Raw genomic sequence first — 16,430 nt, 5'->3', positions numbered from 1 at the left:
ATTGCCGCGGCGCGCCCGTATAATCGTTTCCAGAATATGTGGAACACGGTTCCGCACCGGAAACGAAACTACGGCAAGCCAGTTCATAACTGCGTAGTACCGCGATTTCTTTTCAGGATGGCAAGGATTTTCAGCTTGTCATCGACGACACAGGGCGACGGATCGCCCTCAAGGAGAACGGCATGAACCAAGAGGTCATGAATCTTTTCAATCCTCAGGCTCCGGCACAGACGTTCGATTCCATCAGAATCTCGATTGCCAGCCCTGAGAAGATTCTGTCCTGGTCATACGGCGAGATCAAGAAGCCGGAGACGATCAACTACCGCACGTTCAAGCCTGAACGCGATGGTCTCTTCTGCGCGCGCATCTTTGGCCCGATCAAGGACTATGAATGCTTGTGCGGCAAGTACAAGCGTATGAAATACAAGGGCATCATCTGCGAAAAGTGCGGCGTGGAAGTCACGCTCTCGCGCGTTCGTCGCGAGCGCATGGGCCACATCGAACTTGCAGCCCCGGTTGCCCACATCTGGTTCCTGAAGTCGCTGCCGAGCCGTATCGGCACGCTCCTGGACATGACGCTCAAGGATATCGAACGCGTCCTGTACTTCGAGAACTACATTGTTACCGAACCGGGCCTGACCTCGCTGAAGGAGCATCAGCTTCTTTCGGAAGAGGAATACATGATCGCCGTCGATGAATTCGGCGAAGATCAGTTCACGGCTCTCATTGGTGCTGAAGCTATCTACGAGCTTCTGGCTTCGATGGAACTCGAAAAGATTGCCGCTGATCTGCGCGTTGATCTTGCCGAGACCACCTCGGACCTGAAGCAGAAGAAGCTGATGAAGCGTCTGAAGATCGTCGAAAACTTCCTGGAGTCGGGAAACCGCCCGGAATGGATGATCATGAAGATCGTTCCGGTCATCCCGCCGGATCTGCGTCCGCTCGTGCCGCTGGATGGCGGTCGTTTCGCGACGTCGGATCTGAACGATCTCTATCGCCGCGTCATCAACCGTAACAACCGTCTGAAGCGCCTGATCGAACTGCGCGCTCCGGGCATCATCATCCGTAACGAAAAGCGCATGCTACAGGAAGCTGTGGACGCGCTGTTCGATAACGGCCGTCGTGGTCGCGTCATCACCGGTGCTAACAAGCGTCCGTTGAAGTCGCTGTCCGATATGCTCAAGGGCAAGCAGGGTCGCTTCCGTCAGAACCTGCTCGGCAAGCGCGTCGACTATTCCGGTCGTTCGGTCATCGTGACCGGTCCGGAACTCAAACTGCACCAGTGCGGCCTGCCGAAGAAGATGGCGCTCGAACTGTTCAAGCCATTCATCTACGCGCGTCTTGACGCCAAGGGTTACTCCTCGACCGTTAAGCAGGCGAAGAAGCTGGTTGAAAAGGAACGTCCGGAAGTCTGGGATATCCTCGACGAAGTGATCCGTGAGCATCCGGTTCTTCTGAACCGCGCGCCTACGCTGCACCGTCTTGGTATCCAGGCCTTCGAACCCACCCTGATCGAAGGCAAGGCTATCCAGTTGCATCCGCTCGTTTGTACGGCGTTCAACGCCGACTTCGACGGTGACCAGATGGCTGTTCACGTTCCGCTGTCGCTCGAAGCCCAGCTTGAAGCACGTGTGCTGATGATGTCGACCAACAACATCCTGCACCCTGCTAACGGCGCACCGATCATCGTTCCTTCGCAGGACATGGTTCTCGGCCTCTATTATCTGTCCATCGTGGCAGACAAGGAGCCGGGCGAGGGCATGATGTTCGCCGATATGGGCGAGCTGCAGCATGCGCTTGAAAACAAGGTCGTCACGCTGCACACCAAGATCAAGGGCCGTTTCAAGACGGTCGATGCCGAAGGCAAGCCTGTGTCGAAGATCTACGACACGACGCCTGGCCGCATGATCACCGGTGAGCTGCTGCCGAAGAACGTCAACGTGCCTTTCGACATCTGCAATCAGGAGATGACAAAGAAGAACATCTCCAAGATGATCGATCACGTCTACCGCCATTGCGGTCAGAAAGAGACGGTTATCTTCTGCGATCGCATCATGCAGCTCGGCTTCGCGCATGCCTGCCGTGCAGGCATTTCCTTCGGCAAGGATGACATGGTCATTCCGGATACGAAGGCGAAGATCGTTGCCGACACCGAAGCGCTTACGACCGAATACGAACAGCAGTACAATGACGGCCTGATCACTCAGGGCGAAAAGTACAACAAGGTCGTCGACGCCTGGGGCAAGGCAACCGACAAGATCACCGAAGAGATGATGGCGCGCCTGAAGGCCGTCGAATTCGATCCGGTGACCGGTCGCCAGAAGCAGATGAACTCGGTCTACATGATGTCGCATTCGGGTGCCCGTGGTTCGGTCAACCAGATGCGTCAGCTTGGCGGTATGCGCGGCCTGATGGCCAAGCCGTCGGGTGAAATCATCGAAACCCCGATCATCTCGAACTTCAAGGAAGGCCTGACCGTTAACGAGTACTTCAACTCGACCCACGGTGCCCGTAAGGGTCTGGCAGACACCGCCTTGAAGACTGCTAACTCGGGCTACCTGACCCGTCGTCTCGTTGACGTTGCACAGGATGCGATCATTTCGGAAGTCGATTGCGGCGCCGAAATCGGTCTCACCATGCAGCCGATCGTCGATGCCGGCCAGATCGTGGCTTCGATTGGCCAGCGCGTTCTGGGCCGTACGGCTCTCGATCCGATCCTGCATCCGACCACCGGCGAAGTCATCGTCGAGGCTGGCCGCATGATCGAGGAAAAGGACGTCGAGATCATCGAGAAGGCTGCCATCCAGTCCATCCGCATCCGCTCGGCCCTGACCTGCGAAACCCGCAACGGCGTTTGCGCCAAGTGCTATGGTCGCGACCTTGCACGCGGTACTCCGGTCAACCAGGGTGAAGCTGTCGGCGTTATCGCCGCTCAGTCGATCGGCGAGCCGGGCACTCAGCTCACCATGCGTACCTTCCACCTTGGCGGTACTGCACAGGTTGTTGACAGCTCGTATCTCGAAGCTTCGTACGAAGGCACCGTCAAGCTGCGTAACCGCAATGTGGTTCGCAACTCCGATGGCAACCTCGTGGTGATGGGCCGTAACATGGCTGTGCTGATCCTCGACAATACGGGCAAGGAACGTGCGGTCCATCGCGTGACCTACGGTTCGCGTCTGTTTGTTGATGAGGCCGACACGGTCAAGCGCGGCCAGCGTATTGCCGAGTGGGATCCGTACACCCGTCCGATCATGACCGAAGTTGAAGGCTACGTTGAGTTCGAAGATCTCGTCGATGGTCTCTCGGTTTCGGAATCGGCTGACGAGTCGACCGGTATCACCAAGCGCGTCGTTATCGACTGGCGTTCAACCCCTCGCGGTTCGGACCTCAAGCCTGCCATGGTCATCAAGGACAAGGCTGGCAAGATCCTGAAACTGTCGAAGGGTGGCGATGCCCGCTTCATGCTCTCCGTGGAATCGATCCTTTCGGTCGAGCCGGGCGCGCATGTTAAGGCTGGTGACGTTATCGCCCGTCTGCCGATGGAAAGCGCCAAGACCAAGGACATCACCGGTGGTCTGCCGCGCGTTGCGGAACTGTTCGAAGCACGTCGTCCGAAGGACCATGCCGTCATCGCCGAGATCGATGGTACCGTTCGTTTCGGTCGCGACTACAAGAACAAGCGTCGCATCATCATCGAGCCGAACGACGACACGATCGAGCCGGTCGAGTATCTCATTCCGAAGGGCAAGCCGTTCCATCTTCAGGACGGTGACGTCATCGAAAAGGGTGAGTACATCCTCGACGGTAACCCGGCACCGCATGACATTCTGGCGATCAAGGGCGTCGAAGCTCTGGCTTCGTACCTCGTGAACGAAATCCAGGAAGTCTATCGTTTGCAGGGCGTTTTGATCAACGACAAGCACATCGAAGTGATTGTTCGTCAGATGCTGCAGAAGGTGGAAATCACGGAATCCGGCGATACCGGTTACATTCCGGGCGACCACGTCGACCGTATCGAGCTGGAAGAGATCAACGAACGTCTTATCGAAGAAGGCAAGAAGCCGGGTTCCGGTAATCCTGTCCTCCTCGGTATCACCAAGGCTTCGCTGCAGACGCCTTCGTTCATCTCGGCTGCGTCGTTCCAGGAGACGACCCGCGTGCTTACCGAAGCTGCGGTTGCCGGCAAGATGGACACGCTGCAGGGTCTCAAGGAAAACGTCATCGTCGGCCGTCTTATCCCGGCCGGTACTGGCGGCATGACCAACCAGATCCGTCGCATCGCAACTGCACGCGACGAGCTGATTATCGATGAGCGCCGCAAGTCTTCGGGTTCTACCGAAGCCAATGCAATGCTGGTCGATATGACCAACAACGCTGCCGAGTAAGATCGACAGATATGAAACTGAAAAAGGCCGCCTTTCGAGGCGGCCTTTTTGCATTTTGATAGTTCCTGCAAAAGCGGGTGCGGCTTGATGCTGGATAAAAAAATGCCGGTCGGAACCGGCACTTTCTTCTGATGCTTATTCTTCTTCTTCTTCTTCGTCGTCGCCGTCGAATTCGATCAGCGCGACTTCGCCGCTGAGCGCGGTGGCCCAGGCACTCTTGTGCGGCTCTTCTTCCGGTTCTTCGGTCAGCGTGCCCATCTCGAGAAGCTCGGCTTCATGGTAGCCTTCTTCGGCAAGAATGCTGAGGACCGTCTGGACGAGATCTTCATTCTCGTCCGATTTCAAAAGCAGGTGCACTTCTACCGGAGATTCTTCACCTTCGTTCCAGACGTCAGCGATGACGAGATGGACGGTTGGCGAATCGTCGCCGGCTGTTGGGGATGTGGACGACATTGAGAAACCCTTAATATTCTGTTGCGTTTCGACTCAGATGTGCTTCAATAACCTTTACCAAGTGGCTGCGCCATGCTTGCATAGGAAAATGACGGTTTTGATCGCGAAATATTAGCGAATAGACGTCAAATGCGGCGCAATAACCTGTCCGGGCGAAGCCAAAACGCTGGTTTCGGACCTTCCGTTGAAGAAACTTGAGCCGCTGCCCTTGACGAAACGTCGCTAAAGACGTATCAGCACCCCATCTGAGCCGATGTGAGACAAGCTTTTTCGGGGCGACGCGCCCTGAAGTTCATCTCAAACAGGGTTCGTTTTACGATCGAAATGCAACTTGCCGTTCGCATGAAGCGTCAGCTTCCTCTGCTTTTGTTCGGGGTGGTCACCGGTTGTCGTGACTTGTCCCGAATTCGTGCATCAGCATGGCGGTGAAACGGCCCGTATGGGCGTGGATACGAGATTTTTTATAGAGGAAGGTTGTATGCCAACCGTAAACCAGCTTATCCGCAAGCCGCGCATTGCGCCGGTAAAGCGTAATAAGGTTCCTGCACTGCAGGCAAACCCTCAGAAGCGCGGCGTTTGCACCCGCGTTTACACGACGACCCCGAAGAAGCCGAACTCGGCTCTCCGTAAGGTTGCCAAGGTTCGTCTGACGAACGGCTTCGAAGTCATTGGTTATATCCCTGGTGAAGGGCATAACCTGCAGGAGCACTCCGTCGTCATGATCCGCGGCGGTCGTGTAAAGGACTTGCCGGGTGTGCGTTACCACATCATCCGCGGCGTTCTCGATACCCAGGGTGTCAAGAACCGCAAGCAGCGCCGTTCGAAGTACGGTGCAAAGCGTCCGAAGTAAGATTTTCCGGGGATACCGGCCGCCAGAAGGCGAGCTGAGCCCGATGTAATTGAAAGAAGAGACGAAATGTCCAGACGCCATAAGGCTGAGAAGCGTGAGATCAATCCGGATCCGAAGTTCGGCGATCTCGTTATCACGAAGTTCATGAATGCAGTCATGCTTCATGGCAAGAAGTCGGTTGCTGAAAGCATCGTTTACGGTGCGCTCGATGTAATCGAAGCCAAGGCCAAGTCCGAGCCGGTCGCGCTGTTCCATCAGGCGCTCGACAACGTAGCTCCGCACATCGAAGTCCGTTCGCGCCGCGTTGGTGGTGCAACCTATCAGGTTCCGGTTGATGTGCGTCCAGAACGCCGCCAGGCACTTGCCATCCGTTGGCTCATCAATGCTGCTCGTGGCCGTAACGAGACGACGATGATCGATCGTCTTTCCGGTGAGCTGCTTGACGCTGCTAACAACCGTGGTTCTGCTGTGAAGAAGCGTGAAGACACGCACCGCATGGCTGAAGCCAACCGCGCCTTCTCGCATTACCGCTGGTAATCGTCGAAACCTATTCAAAGAGCGACTATCATGGCCCGCGAATATAAAATCGAAGACTACCGCAATTTCGGTATCATGGCTCACATCGACGCCGGTAAGACGACGATGACCGAGCGCATTCTGTTCTATACCGGTAAGAACCATAAGATCGGCGAAACCCACGATGGTGCGTCGACCATGGACTGGATGGAGCAGGAGCAGGAACGCGGTATCACCATCACGTCCGCTGCCACGACCACGTTCTGGCAGGGTCAGGATGGCAAGAAGCGCCGCTTCAACATCATCGACACGCCGGGCCACGTTGACTTCACGATTGAAGTTGAACGTTCGCTCCGCGTTCTCGACGGCGCAATTGCACTGCTCGACGCCAACGCTGGCGTTGAGCCTCAGACCGAAACCGTGTGGCGTCAGGCTGAAAAGTACCACGTCCCGCGTATGGTCTTCGTCAACAAGATGGACAAGATCGGTGCCGATTTCTACCGTTGCGTAGAAATGGTCGGTTCGCGTCTTGGCGCAGTAGCACTTCCGGTTCAGCTGCCGATCGGCGCTGAAAACGAGTTCGAAGGCGTCATCGACCTGATCGAAATGAAGGCTCTGACCTGGGATGGCACGATCGGCGCAGCTGCGACCGTTGGTGAAATTCCTGAGCACCTCAAGGATCAGGCTGAAGAATACCGCGAAAAGCTCATCGAGCTGGCTGTGGAAATCGACGAAGCTGCCATGGAAGCTTACCTCGAAGGCACAATGCCTACGAACGAACAGCTCCGTGCGCTGATCCGTAAGGGCACCATCGAGGTCAAGTTCCACCCGATCCTTTGCGGTACCGCGTTCAAGAACCGTGGCGTTCAGCCGCTTCTCGACGCTGTTGTGGAATTCCTTCCAGCTCCGACCGACGTGCCAGCGATCAAGGGCATCGACGTCAAGACGGAAACAGAAACCACTCGTGAATCTTCGGATGAAGCACCGCTTTCGATGCTCGCATTCAAGATCATGAACGACCCGTTCGTTGGTTCGCTGACCTTTGCTCGTATCTACTCGGGCAAGCTGACCAAGGGCGTTTCGCTCGAAAACACCGTCAAGGGCAAGCGTGAGCGTATCGGCCGTATGTTGCAGATGCACTCCAACAGCCGTGAAGACATTGAAGAAGCCTTTGCAGGCGACATCGTTGCTCTGGCTGGCCTCAAGGAAACCACCACTGGCGATACGCTCTGCGATCCGCTGAAGCCGGTTATCCTCGAGCGCATGGAATTCCCGGATCCGGTTATCGAAATCGCTATCGAGCCGAAGACCAAGGCCGACCAGGAAAAGATGGGCATTGCGCTCAATCGTCTGGCCGCCGAAGATCCTTCTTTCCGCGTCAAGTCGGACGAAGAATCCGGTCAGACCATCATCGCCGGCATGGGCGAACTTCACCTCGACATTCTCGTCGATCGCATGAAGCGCGAATTCAAGGTTGAAGCCAACGTCGGTGCTCCGCAGGTTGCTTACCGTGAATCGATCACCCGCCAGGCTGAAATCGATTACACCCACAAGAAGCAGTCGGGTGGTTCCGGTCAGTTCGCTCGCGTTAAGATCATCTTCGAACCGCATGATGGCGACGATTTCATCTTCGAATCGAAGATCGTCGGTGGCTCGGTTCCGAAGGAATACATTCCGGGTGTCCAGAAGGGTATCGAAAGCGTCATGGGTGCAGGCCCGCTGGCTGGCTTCCCGATGCTCGGCGTGAAGGCCACCCTGATCGACGGCGCATACCATGACGTTGACTCGTCTGTTCTCGCCTTCGAAATCGCGTCCCGTGCAGCGTTCCGTGAAGGTGCGCAGAAGGCAGGCGCTCAGCTCCTCGAGCCGATCATGAAGGTCGAGGTTGTCACGCCGGAAGATTACGTTGGTGACGTTATCGGCGATCTGAACTCGCGTCGCGGTCAGATTTCCGGCACCGAAGCCCGCGGCATCGCTACGGTCGTCAATGCAAATGTTCCACTCGCCAACATGTTTGGTTACGTGAACAACCTGCGTTCGATGTCCCAGGGCCGTGCACAGTACACGATGCAGTTCGACCATTATGAGCCGGTTCCGACGGCGGTCGCACAGGAAATCCAGAAGAAGTTTGCGTGACCTAAGGGTCACGCTCCCAATTAAAAGAATGCCTGAGCAGGCTAAATTTACGGAGAGCTCAAATGGCAAAGAGTAAGTTTGAACGTACGAAGCCCCACGTTAACATCGGCACGATTGGTCACGTTGACCATGGCAAGACGTCGCTGACTGCAGCGATCACGAAGTTTTTCGGCGAGTTCAAGGCGTATGACCAGATCGACGCCGCTCCTGAAGAGCGCGCCCGCGGCATCACGATCTCGACGGCACACGTCGAGTACGAAACGCCGAACCGTCACTATGCACACGTCGACTGCCCAGGTCACGCTGACTATGTGAAGAACATGATCACCGGTGCTGCCCAGATGGACGGCGCAATTCTGGTTGTTTCGGCCGCTGACGGCCCGATGCCGCAGACCCGTGAGCACATCCTGCTCGCTCGTCAGGTTGGCGTTCCGGCAATCGTCGTGTTCCTGAACAAGTGCGACCAGGTTGACGATGCAGAACTGCTCGAACTGGTTGAACTGGAAGTTCGCGAACTTCTGTCGAAATACGATTTCCCGGGCGACGAAGTTCCGATCATCAAGGGCTCGGCTCTTGCTGCTCTGGAAGATTCTTCGAAGGAACTGGGCGAAGACGCCGTTCGTTCGCTGATGGCCGCTGTTGACGACTACATTCCGACCCCGGAACGTCCGATCGACCAGCCGTTCCTGATGCCGATCGAAGACGTTTTCTCGATCTCGGGCCGTGGTACGGTTGTGACGGGTCGCGTTGAGCGCGGTATCGTCAAGGTTGGTGAAGAAGTTGAAATCGTCGGCATCAAGGCGACGGCGAAGACGACGGTAACCGGCGTTGAAATGTTCCGCAAGCTGCTCGACCAGGGCCAGGCTGGCGACAACATCGGCGCTCTGATCCGCGGCGTTGGCCGTGAAGACGTTGAACGCGGCCAGGTTCTCTGCAAGCCGGGTTCTGTGAAGCCGCACACCAAGTTCAAGGCAGAAGCCTACATTCTGACCAAGGACGAAGGTGGCCGTCATACGCCGTTCTTCACGAACTACCGTCCGCAGTTCTACTTCCGCACGACGGACGTGACCGGTGTTGTCACGCTGCCGGAAGGCACGGAAATGGTTATGCCTGGCGACAACGTCGCTATGGACGTCACCCTGATCGTGCCGATCGCCATGGAAGAGAAGCTCCGCTTCGCTATCCGTGAAGGCGGCCGCACCGTCGGTGCAGGCATCGTCTCCTCGATCATCGAGTAATGAAGGTTTGTGCAGGAACGCTCGCTTTGGAGCGAGCGTTCCCGCGTAACAAGGAACAGATGAAATGAACGGTCAAAACATCCGCATTCGCCTCAAGGCGTTTGATCATCGGATCCTTGACGCTTCGACGCGGGAAATCGTGTCGACTGCCAAGCGTACCGGTGCAAATGTGCGCGGACCGATCCCGCTTCCTACGCGGATCGAGAAGTTCACGGTTAACCGGTCGCCGCACATCGACAAGAAGAGCCGCGAGCAGTTCGAGATGCGCACGCACAAGCGTCTTCTCGATATCGTTGACCCGACCCCGCAGACGGTGGACGCGCTGATGAAGCTCGATCTGTCCGCCGGTGTCGATGTCGAGATCAAGCTTTAATCGGCTTGAGGACGGAAGGAACGAACCCGATGCGTTCAGGTGTTATTGCACAGAAGCTGGGCATGACCCGCGTCTATAACGACGCCGGCGAGCATGTGCCGGTGACGGTTCTCCGCATGGAGAATTGCCACGTGGTAGCTCAGCGTACAGTTGAAAAGAATGGTTACACGGCTGTTCAGCTTGGCGTTGGACTTGCCAAGGTAAAGAACACGTCCAAGGCTATGCGCGGTCATTTCGCGAAGGCCGAGGTCGAGCCGAAGGCGAAGGTCGCGGAATTCCGCGTTTCGCCGGACAACCTCCTCGAAGTCGGCGCTGAAATCACCGCCGAACACTTCGTCGCCGGCCAGAAGGTCGATGTGACGGGTACTTCGATTGGTAAGGGCTTTGCTGGTGTTATGAAGCGTCATAACTTCGCCGGTCATCGCGCTTCCCATGGTAACTCCATTACCCACCGCGCTCACGGCTCGACCGGTCAGCGTCAGGACCCGGGTAAGGTGTTCAAGGGCAAGAAGATGGCTGGTCACATGGGCCAGACCCGCGTAACCACGCAGAATATTGAAGTTGTCTCGACGGACAGCGATCGCGGCCTCATTCTGGTTCGCGGTGCGGTTCCTGGCTCCAAGGGCGCCTGGATCATCGTGCGCGATGCGGTAAAGGTCTCGCTGCCTGAGAACGCGCCGAAGCCGGCCGCTCTGCGTGCAGGTGCCGCGAAGGCTGAAGCTGTCGCGACTGAGGGAGCCGAATAATGGATCTCACGATTACCACTCTTGAAGGCAAGGATGCCGGCAAGGTCAAGCTGAACGAAGAAATCTTCGGCCTCGACCCGCGTGACGACATTCTTCAGCGCGTTGTGCGCTGGCAGCTGGCTCGCCGCCAGCAGGGCTCCCATAAGGCTCAGGGCCGTGGCGACGTAAGCCGCACCGGCGCAAAGATGTACAAGCAGAAGGGTACGGGTCGCGCTCGTCACCATTCCGCTCGCGCTCCGCAGTTCCGCGGTGGTGGTCAGGCTCACGGACCGGTTGTCCGTTCGCACGATCACGATCTGCCGAAGAAGGTTCGCGCTCTTGGCCTGCGTCATGCCCTGTCTGCAAAGGCAAAGGCATCTGACCTGATCATCATCGATGATCTGGCTGCAACGGAAGCCAAGACGAAGCAGCTTGTTTCGCAGTTCGCCAAGCTCGGTCTTGAAAATGCACTCGTCATCGGCGGTGCAGAGATCGACGTGAACTTCCAGCGCGCGGCTTCGAACATCCCGAACATCGACGTTCTGCCGGTGCAGGGCATCAATGTTTACGACATCCTTCGCCGCGGCAAGCTCGTTCTTTCCAAGGCGGCTGTCGAAGCCCTCGAGGAGCGTTTCAAATGACTGATCTTCGCCATTACGACGTGATCGTCAGCCCGGTTATCACCGAGAAGTCCACCATGGTTTCCGAACACAACCAGGTTGTCTTCAACGTAGCCCGCAAGGCAACGAAGCCGGAAATCAAGGCTGCAGTCGAAGCGCTGTTCGGCGTCAAGGTTACCGCAGTCAACACTGCAGTGCGCAAGGGTAAGGTTAAGCGGTTCCGCGGCCTTATCGGGCGCCAGAGCGACGTCAAGAAAGCGATCGTTACTTTGGCCGAAGGCCAGAGCATCGACGTTTCGACCGGTCTCTGAGAGGCCATGGAGTAAGAGACAATGGCACTCAAGCATTTTAATCCGATCACGCCAGGCCAGCGTCAGCTGGTCATCGTGGACCGTTCGGGACTCTACAAGGGCAAGCCGGTCAAGTCCCTGACCGAAGGTCTGTCCAAGAAGGGTGGCCGTAACAACACCGGTCGTATCACTGTTCGCTTTCAGGGCGGTGGTCACAAGCGTACGTACCGTTTCATCGATTTCAAGCGTCGCAAGCTTGACGTCGTCGGCACTGTCGAACGTCTGGAATACGATCCGAACCGCACCGCGTTCATCGCGCTGATCCGTTACGAAGACGGTGAACTGGCATACATCCTGGCTCCGCAGCGTCTTGCTGTTGGTGACAAGGTTGTTGCAGGCAACTCCGTCGACGTGAAGCCGGGCAACGCAATGCCGCTCGCTTCCATGCCGGTTGGCACGATCGTTCACAACGTCGAACTGAAGCCTGGCAAGGGCGGTCAGATCGCTCGTTCGGCTGGCACCTACGCCCAGCTGGTTGGTCGCGATCAGGGCATGGCCATTCTGCGCCTCAACTCCGGTGAACAGCGTCTGGTTCCAGGTGCCTGCTTTGCTTCGGTCGGTGCAGTGTCCAACCCGGACCACGGCAACATCAACGACGGTAAGGCCGGTCGTTCGGTGTGGCGTGGCAAGCGTCCGCACGTTCGCGGCGTTGCAATGAACCCGGTCGATCACCCGCATGGTGGTGGTGAAGGTCGTACCTCGGGTGGTCGTCACCCTGTCACTCCGTGGGGCAAGCCTACGAAGGGCAAGAAGACGCGCTCGAACAAGTCGACCGACAAGTTCATCATGCGTTCGCGCCATCAGCGCAAGAAGTAAGAGAGGTAGTCTGAAGTGGCTCGTTCAGTTTGGAAAGGTCCGTTCGTCGATGGCTATCTTCTCACGAAGGCTGAGAAGGTACGCGAAGGCGGTCGTAATGAAGTTATCAAGATGTGGAGCCGTCGCTCCACCATCCTGCCGCAGTTTGTCGGTCTGACTTTCGGCGTCTACAACGGCAACAAGCATGTGCCGGTGTCGATTTCGGAAGAAATGGTCGGACACAAGTTCGGTGAATTCGCGCCTACACGTACCTATTACGGTCACGGCGCGGACAAGAAGTCGAAGAGGAAGTAACGATGGGCAAGGCTAAAGCTCCCCGTCAGCTCAAGGACAACGAAGCGCAAGCTGTTGCCCGTACGCTGCGCGTCAGCCCGCAGAAGCTGAACCTTGTTGCGAGCATGATCCGCGGCAAGAAGGTGAATGCGGCTCTTGCCGATCTGACGTTCTCGCGCAAGCGGATCGCCGATACGGTTAAGAAGACGCTCCAGTCCGCAATTGCGAACGCAGAAAACAACCATGACCTCGACGTCGATTCTCTGATCGTCGCCGAAGCCTATGTAGGTAAGTCGATCGTCATGAAGCGCTTCCACGTCCGTGGCCGTGGCCGCGCGAGCCGTATCGAGAAGCCGTTTTCGCATCTCACCATTGTTGTCCGCGAAGTCGCGGAAAAAGGGGAGGCCGCATAATGGGTCAGAAGATTAATCCGATCGGTCTTCGCCTCGGCATCAACCGCACCTGGGATTCGCGTTGGTACGCGAATACCGGTGAGTACGGCAAGCTGCTGCATGAAGATGTCAAGATCCGCGAATTCCTCACCGAGGAACTGAAGCAGGCTGCGATCTCCAAGATCGTAATCGAGCGTCCGCACAAGAAGTGCCGCGTGACGATCCATTCGGCTCGTCCGGGCATCATCATCGGCAAGAAGGGTGCAGACATCGAAAAGCTCCGCAAGAAGCTTTCCGAGATGACCAATGCCGATACGTCGCTCAACATCGTTGAAGTTCGCAAGCCGGAAATCGACGCTACGCTGATCGCTCAGTCGATCGCTCAGCAGCTCGAACGCCGTGTGGCATTCCGTCGCGCCATGAAGCGTGCCGTTCAGTCGGCAATGCGTCTTGGAGCCGAAGGTATCCGTATCAACTGCTCGGGTCGTCTGGGTGGCGCGGAAATCGCTCGCATGGAATGGTACCGTGAAGGTCGCGTTCCGCTTCATACGCTTCGCGCCGATATCGACTACGGTACGGCAGAAGCGAAGACCGCTTATGGTATCTGCGGCGTGAAGGTCTGGGTCTTCAAGGGCGAGATTCTTGAACACGATCCGATGGCTTCCGAGCGTCGTGCGGTCGAGGGTGACAATCAGGGTTCCTCGTCGAACCGCCGCCGCGAAAACGCTTAAAAAGCGGGCCGCGGGCGAGAAATTTGGAGTAGAGAACAATGATGCAGCCTAAGCGCACCAAGTTCCGCAAGCAGTTCAAGGGCCGTATTCACGGCAACTCGAAAGGCGGCACGGATCTGAATTTCGGTGCATTCGGTTTGAAGGCCGTTGAGCCGGAACGCGTCACTGCACGTCAGATCGAAGCGGCCCGCCGCGCGATCACCCGTCACATGAAGCGTGCCGGTCGCGTGTGGATCCGCATCTTCCCTGACCTGCCAGTTACGTCGAAGCCTACCGAAGTCCGTATGGGTAAAGGTAAGGGTTCGGTTGATTACTGGGCATGCCGTGTGGCACCAGGTCGCGTGATGTTTGAGCTTGACGGCGTACCCGAAGATGTGGCACGCGAAGCCCTCAGACTCGGCGCAGCAAAGTTGCCGATCAAGACGCGCTTTATCCAGCGCATTGCTGAATAAGAGAGAGGCAACTATGAAAGCCGCAGACGTTCGGGCGAAGAGCCTCGATCAACTGAATGACGAGCTGGGCACCCTGAAGAAAGAGCAGTTCAACCTGCGCTTTCAGAAGGCCACCGGCCAGCTCGAAAAAACCGCGCGCGTGAAGCAGGTTCGCCGCGACATCGCGCGTATTAAGACTATTGCCCGCCAGAAGGCGGCCGCAAGCAAGGCATAAGGAAAAATATAATGCCTAAACGCGTTCTGCAGGGCGTTGTCGTCAGCGACAAGAATGACAAGACTGTTGTGGTCAAGGTTGAGCGCCGCTATTCGCACCCGCTCCTCCAGAAGACCGTGCGTCAGTCTAAGAAGTACAAGGCGCATGACGAAAACAACCAGTTCAAGGTTGGCGATCTCGTTTCCATTCAGGAATCGGCTCCAATCTCGAAGGACAAACGCTGGGTCGTTCTCACGAACGAAGCAGCAGGCTAAATTATAAACACGCAGCTTAGGTAGGGCAGGAGCCCTTAACCAGCTGAGAGGAAAGAAGGCGGCCAGTCATGATTCAGATGCAAACAAACCTCGACGTGGCGGATAACTCCGGCGCACGTCGTGTCATGTGCATCAAGGTGCTGGGCGGCTCGAAGCGGCGTTACGCTTCCGTTGGCGACATCATTGTGGTGTCGATCAAGGAAGCTATTCCGCGCGGCCGCGTCAAAAAGGGTGATGTGATGAAGGCGGTTGTTGTACGCACCGCCAAGGACATCCGTCGTCCGGACGGCAGCGTTATTCGTTTCGATAACAATGCAGCCGTTCTCATCGATAACAAGAAAGAGCCGATCGGCACGCGTATCTTCGGACCGGTTCCGCGCGAACTTCGCGCAAAGAACCATATGAAGATCATCTCGCTGGCCCCGGAAGTTCTGTAAGGAAGCAAGACGATGCAGAAGATTCGCAAAGGCGACAGCGTTGTCGTGCTGTCCGGTAAGGACAAGGGCCGTAAAGGCGAAGTTCTCAAGGTTATGCCTAAGGACGAGCAGGCGCTCGTTCGCGGTATCAACGTTGTGAAGCGTCATCAGCGTCAGACCCAGACCCAGGAAGCCGGCATTATCTCCAAGGAAGCGCCGATCCACCTGTCTAACCTGGCAATTGCTGATCCCAAGGACGGTAAGCCGACCCGCGTCGGTTTCCGCGTCGAGGACGGCAAGAAGGTTCGTGTCGCAAAACGTTCTGGAGCGCTGATCGATGGCTGAAGCTAAGGCACTTCCCCGCTTCAAGAAGCTTTACAACGAAAACATTCGTAAGGCTCTGCTTGAAGAATTCAAATACGACAACGAGATGCAGATTCCACGCATCACCAAGGTTGTCCTCAACATGGGCGTTGGCGAAGCCACTGGCGACTCCAAGAAGCCGGCTGTAGCTGCTGAAGACCTTGGCTTGATTGCTGGTCAAAAGGCTGTTATCACCCGCGCCCGTAACTCGATCGCAACATTCAAGTTGCGTGAAGGCATGCCGATCGGCACGAAGGTCACCCTTCGCCAGGACCGCATGTACGAATTCCTTGATCGTTTCATCACGATCGCTCTTCCTCGCGTTCGCGACTTCCGCGGCCTGAACCCGAAGAGCTTTGACGGACGTGGCAACTATGCCATGGGTATCAAGGAGCACATCGTGTTTCCGGAAATCAACTACGATAAGGTTGATCAGATCTGGGGCATGGACATCATCGTTTGCACGACCGCCAAGACGGATGATGAGGCGCGCGCTCTTCTGCGTGCATTCAACTTCCCCTTCCGGCAGTAACGGCAAGCGTAGCGAGGTATAATAATATGGCCAAGACTAGCGCAGTCGAAAAAAACAAGCGCCGCGAAAAGTTGGTTAAGCGTCATGCTGACAAGCGTGCACGTCTGAAGGCGATCGTAATGGATCAGGGCCTTCCGCTGGAGGAGCGCTTCCGCGCCACTATCCGGCTTGCCGAACTGCCGCGCAATTCATCGAAGGTTCGTATTCGCAATCGTTGCGAAGTTTCGGGCCGTCCGCGTGGTTATTACCGTAAACTGAAGATGTCGCGTATTGCGCTCCGTCAGTTGGGTTCGCTCGGTCAGATCCCGGGCATCGTCAAGTCGAGCTGGTAAGGAGTAGCA

21 protein-coding genes are annotated in these 16,430 nt (G+C 56.7%); 20 read left to right on the top strand and 1 reads right to left on the bottom strand.

Annotated features, from left to right (window positions below; translation table 11 throughout):
* The first annotated feature begins 182 nt into the window (after positions 1 to 182).
* Positions 183 to 4,385: a DNA-directed RNA polymerase subunit beta' gene (rpoC, locus tag KWJ32_RS18295; protein WP_012091907.1), complete on the top strand. Its 4,203-nt coding sequence runs from the start codon at positions 183 to 185 to the stop codon at positions 4,383 to 4,385.
* 135 nt (positions 4,386 to 4,520) lie between these two features.
* On the opposite strand, the gene KWJ32_RS18290 is transcribed toward rpoC, so the two are convergent.
* The gene (locus KWJ32_RS18290; RefSeq protein ID WP_012091908.1) at positions 4,521 to 4,838 is read right to left on the bottom strand and encodes a hypothetical protein; all 318 of its coding nucleotides are present in this window, start codon (positions 4,836 to 4,838) and stop codon (positions 4,521 to 4,523) included.
* A 478-nt stretch (positions 4,839 to 5,316) separates the two neighbouring features.
* On the opposite strand from KWJ32_RS18290, the gene rpsL reads away from it, so the two are divergent.
* From rpsL to rpsN, 19 genes are all read left to right on the top strand, one after another.
* The gene (rpsL, locus tag KWJ32_RS18285) at positions 5,317 to 5,688 is read left to right on the top strand and encodes a 30S ribosomal protein S12 (protein ID WP_006471111.1); all 372 of its coding nucleotides are present in this window, start codon (positions 5,317 to 5,319) and stop codon (positions 5,686 to 5,688) included.
* Between the two features lie 66 nt (positions 5,689 to 5,754).
* On the top strand, positions 5,755 to 6,225 hold the full coding sequence (gene rpsG, locus KWJ32_RS18280) for a 30S ribosomal protein S7 (RefSeq protein ID WP_010659910.1): 471 nt from the start codon (positions 5,755 to 5,757) through the stop codon (positions 6,223 to 6,225).
* A 30-nt stretch (positions 6,226 to 6,255) separates the two neighbouring features.
* Complete coding sequence (gene fusA, locus KWJ32_RS18275) at positions 6,256 to 8,340, top strand: elongation factor G (protein ID WP_010659911.1); 2,085 nt, start codon at positions 6,256 to 6,258, stop codon at positions 8,338 to 8,340.
* Between the two features lie 62 nt (positions 8,341 to 8,402).
* On the top strand, positions 8,403 to 9,578 hold the full coding sequence (gene tuf, locus KWJ32_RS18270) for an elongation factor Tu (RefSeq protein WP_012091906.1): 1,176 nt from the start codon (positions 8,403 to 8,405) through the stop codon (positions 9,576 to 9,578).
* Positions 9,579 to 9,642: 64 nt separating this feature from the next.
* Positions 9,643 to 9,951 carry a 30S ribosomal protein S10 gene (rpsJ, locus tag KWJ32_RS18265; protein WP_002964363.1) on the top strand — a complete coding sequence of 103 codons (309 nt, stop codon included), beginning with the start codon at positions 9,643 to 9,645 and terminating at the stop codon, positions 9,949 to 9,951.
* A gap of 29 nt (positions 9,952 to 9,980) precedes the next feature.
* The gene (gene rplC / locus KWJ32_RS18260) at positions 9,981 to 10,697 is read left to right on the top strand and encodes a 50S ribosomal protein L3 (RefSeq protein ID WP_012091910.1); all 717 of its coding nucleotides are present in this window, start codon (positions 9,981 to 9,983) and stop codon (positions 10,695 to 10,697) included.
* Positions 10,697 to 11,317: a 50S ribosomal protein L4 gene (rplD, locus tag KWJ32_RS18255; protein WP_010659915.1), complete on the top strand. Its 621-nt coding sequence runs from the start codon at positions 10,697 to 10,699 to the stop codon at positions 11,315 to 11,317. Before rplC ends, rplD begins: the two co-directional genes overlap by 1 nt.
* The gene (locus KWJ32_RS18250; RefSeq protein ID WP_006467028.1) at positions 11,314 to 11,607 is read left to right on the top strand and encodes a 50S ribosomal protein L23; all 294 of its coding nucleotides are present in this window, start codon (positions 11,314 to 11,316) and stop codon (positions 11,605 to 11,607) included. Before rplD ends, KWJ32_RS18250 begins: the two co-directional genes overlap by 4 nt.
* A gap of 21 nt (positions 11,608 to 11,628) precedes the next feature.
* Positions 11,629 to 12,462, top strand: coding sequence for a 50S ribosomal protein L2 (gene rplB, locus KWJ32_RS18245; RefSeq protein WP_010659916.1), 834 nt, complete (start codon positions 11,629 to 11,631; stop codon positions 12,460 to 12,462).
* A 15-nt stretch (positions 12,463 to 12,477) separates the two neighbouring features.
* Complete coding sequence (gene rpsS / locus KWJ32_RS18240; RefSeq protein ID WP_010659917.1) at positions 12,478 to 12,756, top strand: 30S ribosomal protein S19; 279 nt, start codon at positions 12,478 to 12,480, stop codon at positions 12,754 to 12,756.
* Between the two features lie 2 nt (positions 12,757 to 12,758).
* Positions 12,759 to 13,148: a 50S ribosomal protein L22 gene (rplV, locus tag KWJ32_RS18235; RefSeq protein ID WP_010659918.1), complete on the top strand. Its 390-nt coding sequence runs from the start codon at positions 12,759 to 12,761 to the stop codon at positions 13,146 to 13,148.
* Positions 13,148 to 13,858, top strand: coding sequence for a 30S ribosomal protein S3 (gene rpsC, locus KWJ32_RS18230; protein WP_006467024.1), 711 nt, complete (start codon positions 13,148 to 13,150; stop codon positions 13,856 to 13,858). Before rplV ends, rpsC begins: the two co-directional genes overlap by 1 nt.
* A 38-nt stretch (positions 13,859 to 13,896) precedes the next feature.
* Positions 13,897 to 14,310, top strand: coding sequence for a 50S ribosomal protein L16 (rplP, locus tag KWJ32_RS18225; protein ID WP_006467023.1), 414 nt, complete (start codon positions 13,897 to 13,899; stop codon positions 14,308 to 14,310).
* Between the two features lie 13 nt (positions 14,311 to 14,323).
* Complete coding sequence (rpmC, locus tag KWJ32_RS18220; RefSeq protein ID WP_006467022.1) at positions 14,324 to 14,524, top strand: 50S ribosomal protein L29; 201 nt, start codon at positions 14,324 to 14,326, stop codon at positions 14,522 to 14,524.
* 11 nt (positions 14,525 to 14,535) lie between these two features.
* On the top strand, positions 14,536 to 14,778 hold the full coding sequence (rpsQ, locus tag KWJ32_RS18215) for a 30S ribosomal protein S17 (RefSeq protein ID WP_010659919.1): 243 nt from the start codon (positions 14,536 to 14,538) through the stop codon (positions 14,776 to 14,778).
* Between the two features lie 68 nt (positions 14,779 to 14,846).
* The gene (rplN, locus tag KWJ32_RS18210; RefSeq protein WP_004683923.1) at positions 14,847 to 15,215 is read left to right on the top strand and encodes a 50S ribosomal protein L14; all 369 of its coding nucleotides are present in this window, start codon (positions 14,847 to 14,849) and stop codon (positions 15,213 to 15,215) included.
* A 12-nt stretch (positions 15,216 to 15,227) separates the two neighbouring features.
* Positions 15,228 to 15,539 (top strand): 50S ribosomal protein L24, encoded by a 312-nt coding sequence (gene rplX / locus KWJ32_RS18205; RefSeq protein ID WP_010659920.1) that lies wholly within the window; start codon positions 15,228 to 15,230, stop codon positions 15,537 to 15,539.
* Entirely contained in the window at positions 15,532 to 16,089 is a 558-nt protein-coding gene (rplE, locus tag KWJ32_RS18200; RefSeq protein WP_010659921.1) for a 50S ribosomal protein L5, read from the top strand. The genes rplX and rplE overlap by 8 nt, the downstream gene beginning before the upstream one ends.
* Before the next feature lie 26 nt (positions 16,090 to 16,115).
* Positions 16,116 to 16,421, top strand: coding sequence for a 30S ribosomal protein S14 (rpsN, locus tag KWJ32_RS18195; protein ID WP_010659922.1), 306 nt, complete (start codon positions 16,116 to 16,118; stop codon positions 16,419 to 16,421).
* The last annotated feature ends 9 nt before the right edge of the window (positions 16,422 to 16,430 follow it).

The organism is Ochrobactrum sp. BTU2 (genome assembly GCF_024539785.1).
Classification (GTDB): Bacteria; Pseudomonadota; Alphaproteobacteria; order Rhizobiales; family Rhizobiaceae; genus Brucella; species Brucella anthropi.
Note: the sequence above shows the minus strand (reverse complement) of the source record. Positions and strands in the feature narration are given on the sequence as shown.

Excerpts from the sequence above, each read along its gene's own strand:
- rpoC (WP_012091907.1), top strand. The coding sequence starts at position 183 with ATGAACCAAGAGGTCATGAATCTTTTCAATCCTCAGGCTCCGGCACAG.
- KWJ32_RS18290 (WP_012091908.1), bottom strand. The coding sequence starts at position 4,838 with ATGTCGTCCACATCCCCAACAGCCGGCGACGATTCGCCAACCGTCCAT.
- rpsL (WP_006471111.1), top strand. The coding sequence starts at position 5,317 with ATGCCAACCGTAAACCAGCTTATCCGCAAGCCGCGCATTGCGCCGGTA.
- rpsG (WP_010659910.1), top strand. The coding sequence starts at position 5,755 with ATGTCCAGACGCCATAAGGCTGAGAAGCGTGAGATCAATCCGGATCCG.
- fusA (WP_010659911.1), top strand. The coding sequence starts at position 6,256 with ATGGCCCGCGAATATAAAATCGAAGACTACCGCAATTTCGGTATCATG.
- tuf (WP_012091906.1), top strand. The coding sequence starts at position 8,403 with ATGGCAAAGAGTAAGTTTGAACGTACGAAGCCCCACGTTAACATCGGC.
- rpsJ (WP_002964363.1), top strand. The coding sequence starts at position 9,643 with ATGAACGGTCAAAACATCCGCATTCGCCTCAAGGCGTTTGATCATCGG.
- rplC (WP_012091910.1), top strand. The coding sequence starts at position 9,981 with ATGCGTTCAGGTGTTATTGCACAGAAGCTGGGCATGACCCGCGTCTAT.
- rplD (WP_010659915.1), top strand. The coding sequence starts at position 10,697 with ATGGATCTCACGATTACCACTCTTGAAGGCAAGGATGCCGGCAAGGTC.
- KWJ32_RS18250 (WP_006467028.1), top strand. The coding sequence starts at position 11,314 with ATGACTGATCTTCGCCATTACGACGTGATCGTCAGCCCGGTTATCACC.
- rplB (WP_010659916.1), top strand. The coding sequence starts at position 11,629 with ATGGCACTCAAGCATTTTAATCCGATCACGCCAGGCCAGCGTCAGCTG.
- rplV (WP_010659918.1), top strand. The coding sequence starts at position 12,759 with ATGGGCAAGGCTAAAGCTCCCCGTCAGCTCAAGGACAACGAAGCGCAA.
- rpsC (WP_006467024.1), top strand. The coding sequence starts at position 13,148 with ATGGGTCAGAAGATTAATCCGATCGGTCTTCGCCTCGGCATCAACCGC.
- rplP (WP_006467023.1), top strand. The coding sequence starts at position 13,897 with ATGATGCAGCCTAAGCGCACCAAGTTCCGCAAGCAGTTCAAGGGCCGT.
- rpmC (WP_006467022.1), top strand. The coding sequence starts at position 14,324 with ATGAAAGCCGCAGACGTTCGGGCGAAGAGCCTCGATCAACTGAATGAC.
- rpsQ (WP_010659919.1), top strand. The coding sequence starts at position 14,536 with ATGCCTAAACGCGTTCTGCAGGGCGTTGTCGTCAGCGACAAGAATGAC.
- rplN (WP_004683923.1), top strand. The coding sequence starts at position 14,847 with ATGATTCAGATGCAAACAAACCTCGACGTGGCGGATAACTCCGGCGCA.
- rplX (WP_010659920.1), top strand. The coding sequence starts at position 15,228 with ATGCAGAAGATTCGCAAAGGCGACAGCGTTGTCGTGCTGTCCGGTAAG.
- rplE (WP_010659921.1), top strand. The coding sequence starts at position 15,532 with ATGGCTGAAGCTAAGGCACTTCCCCGCTTCAAGAAGCTTTACAACGAA.
- rpsN (WP_010659922.1), top strand. The coding sequence starts at position 16,116 with ATGGCCAAGACTAGCGCAGTCGAAAAAAACAAGCGCCGCGAAAAGTTG.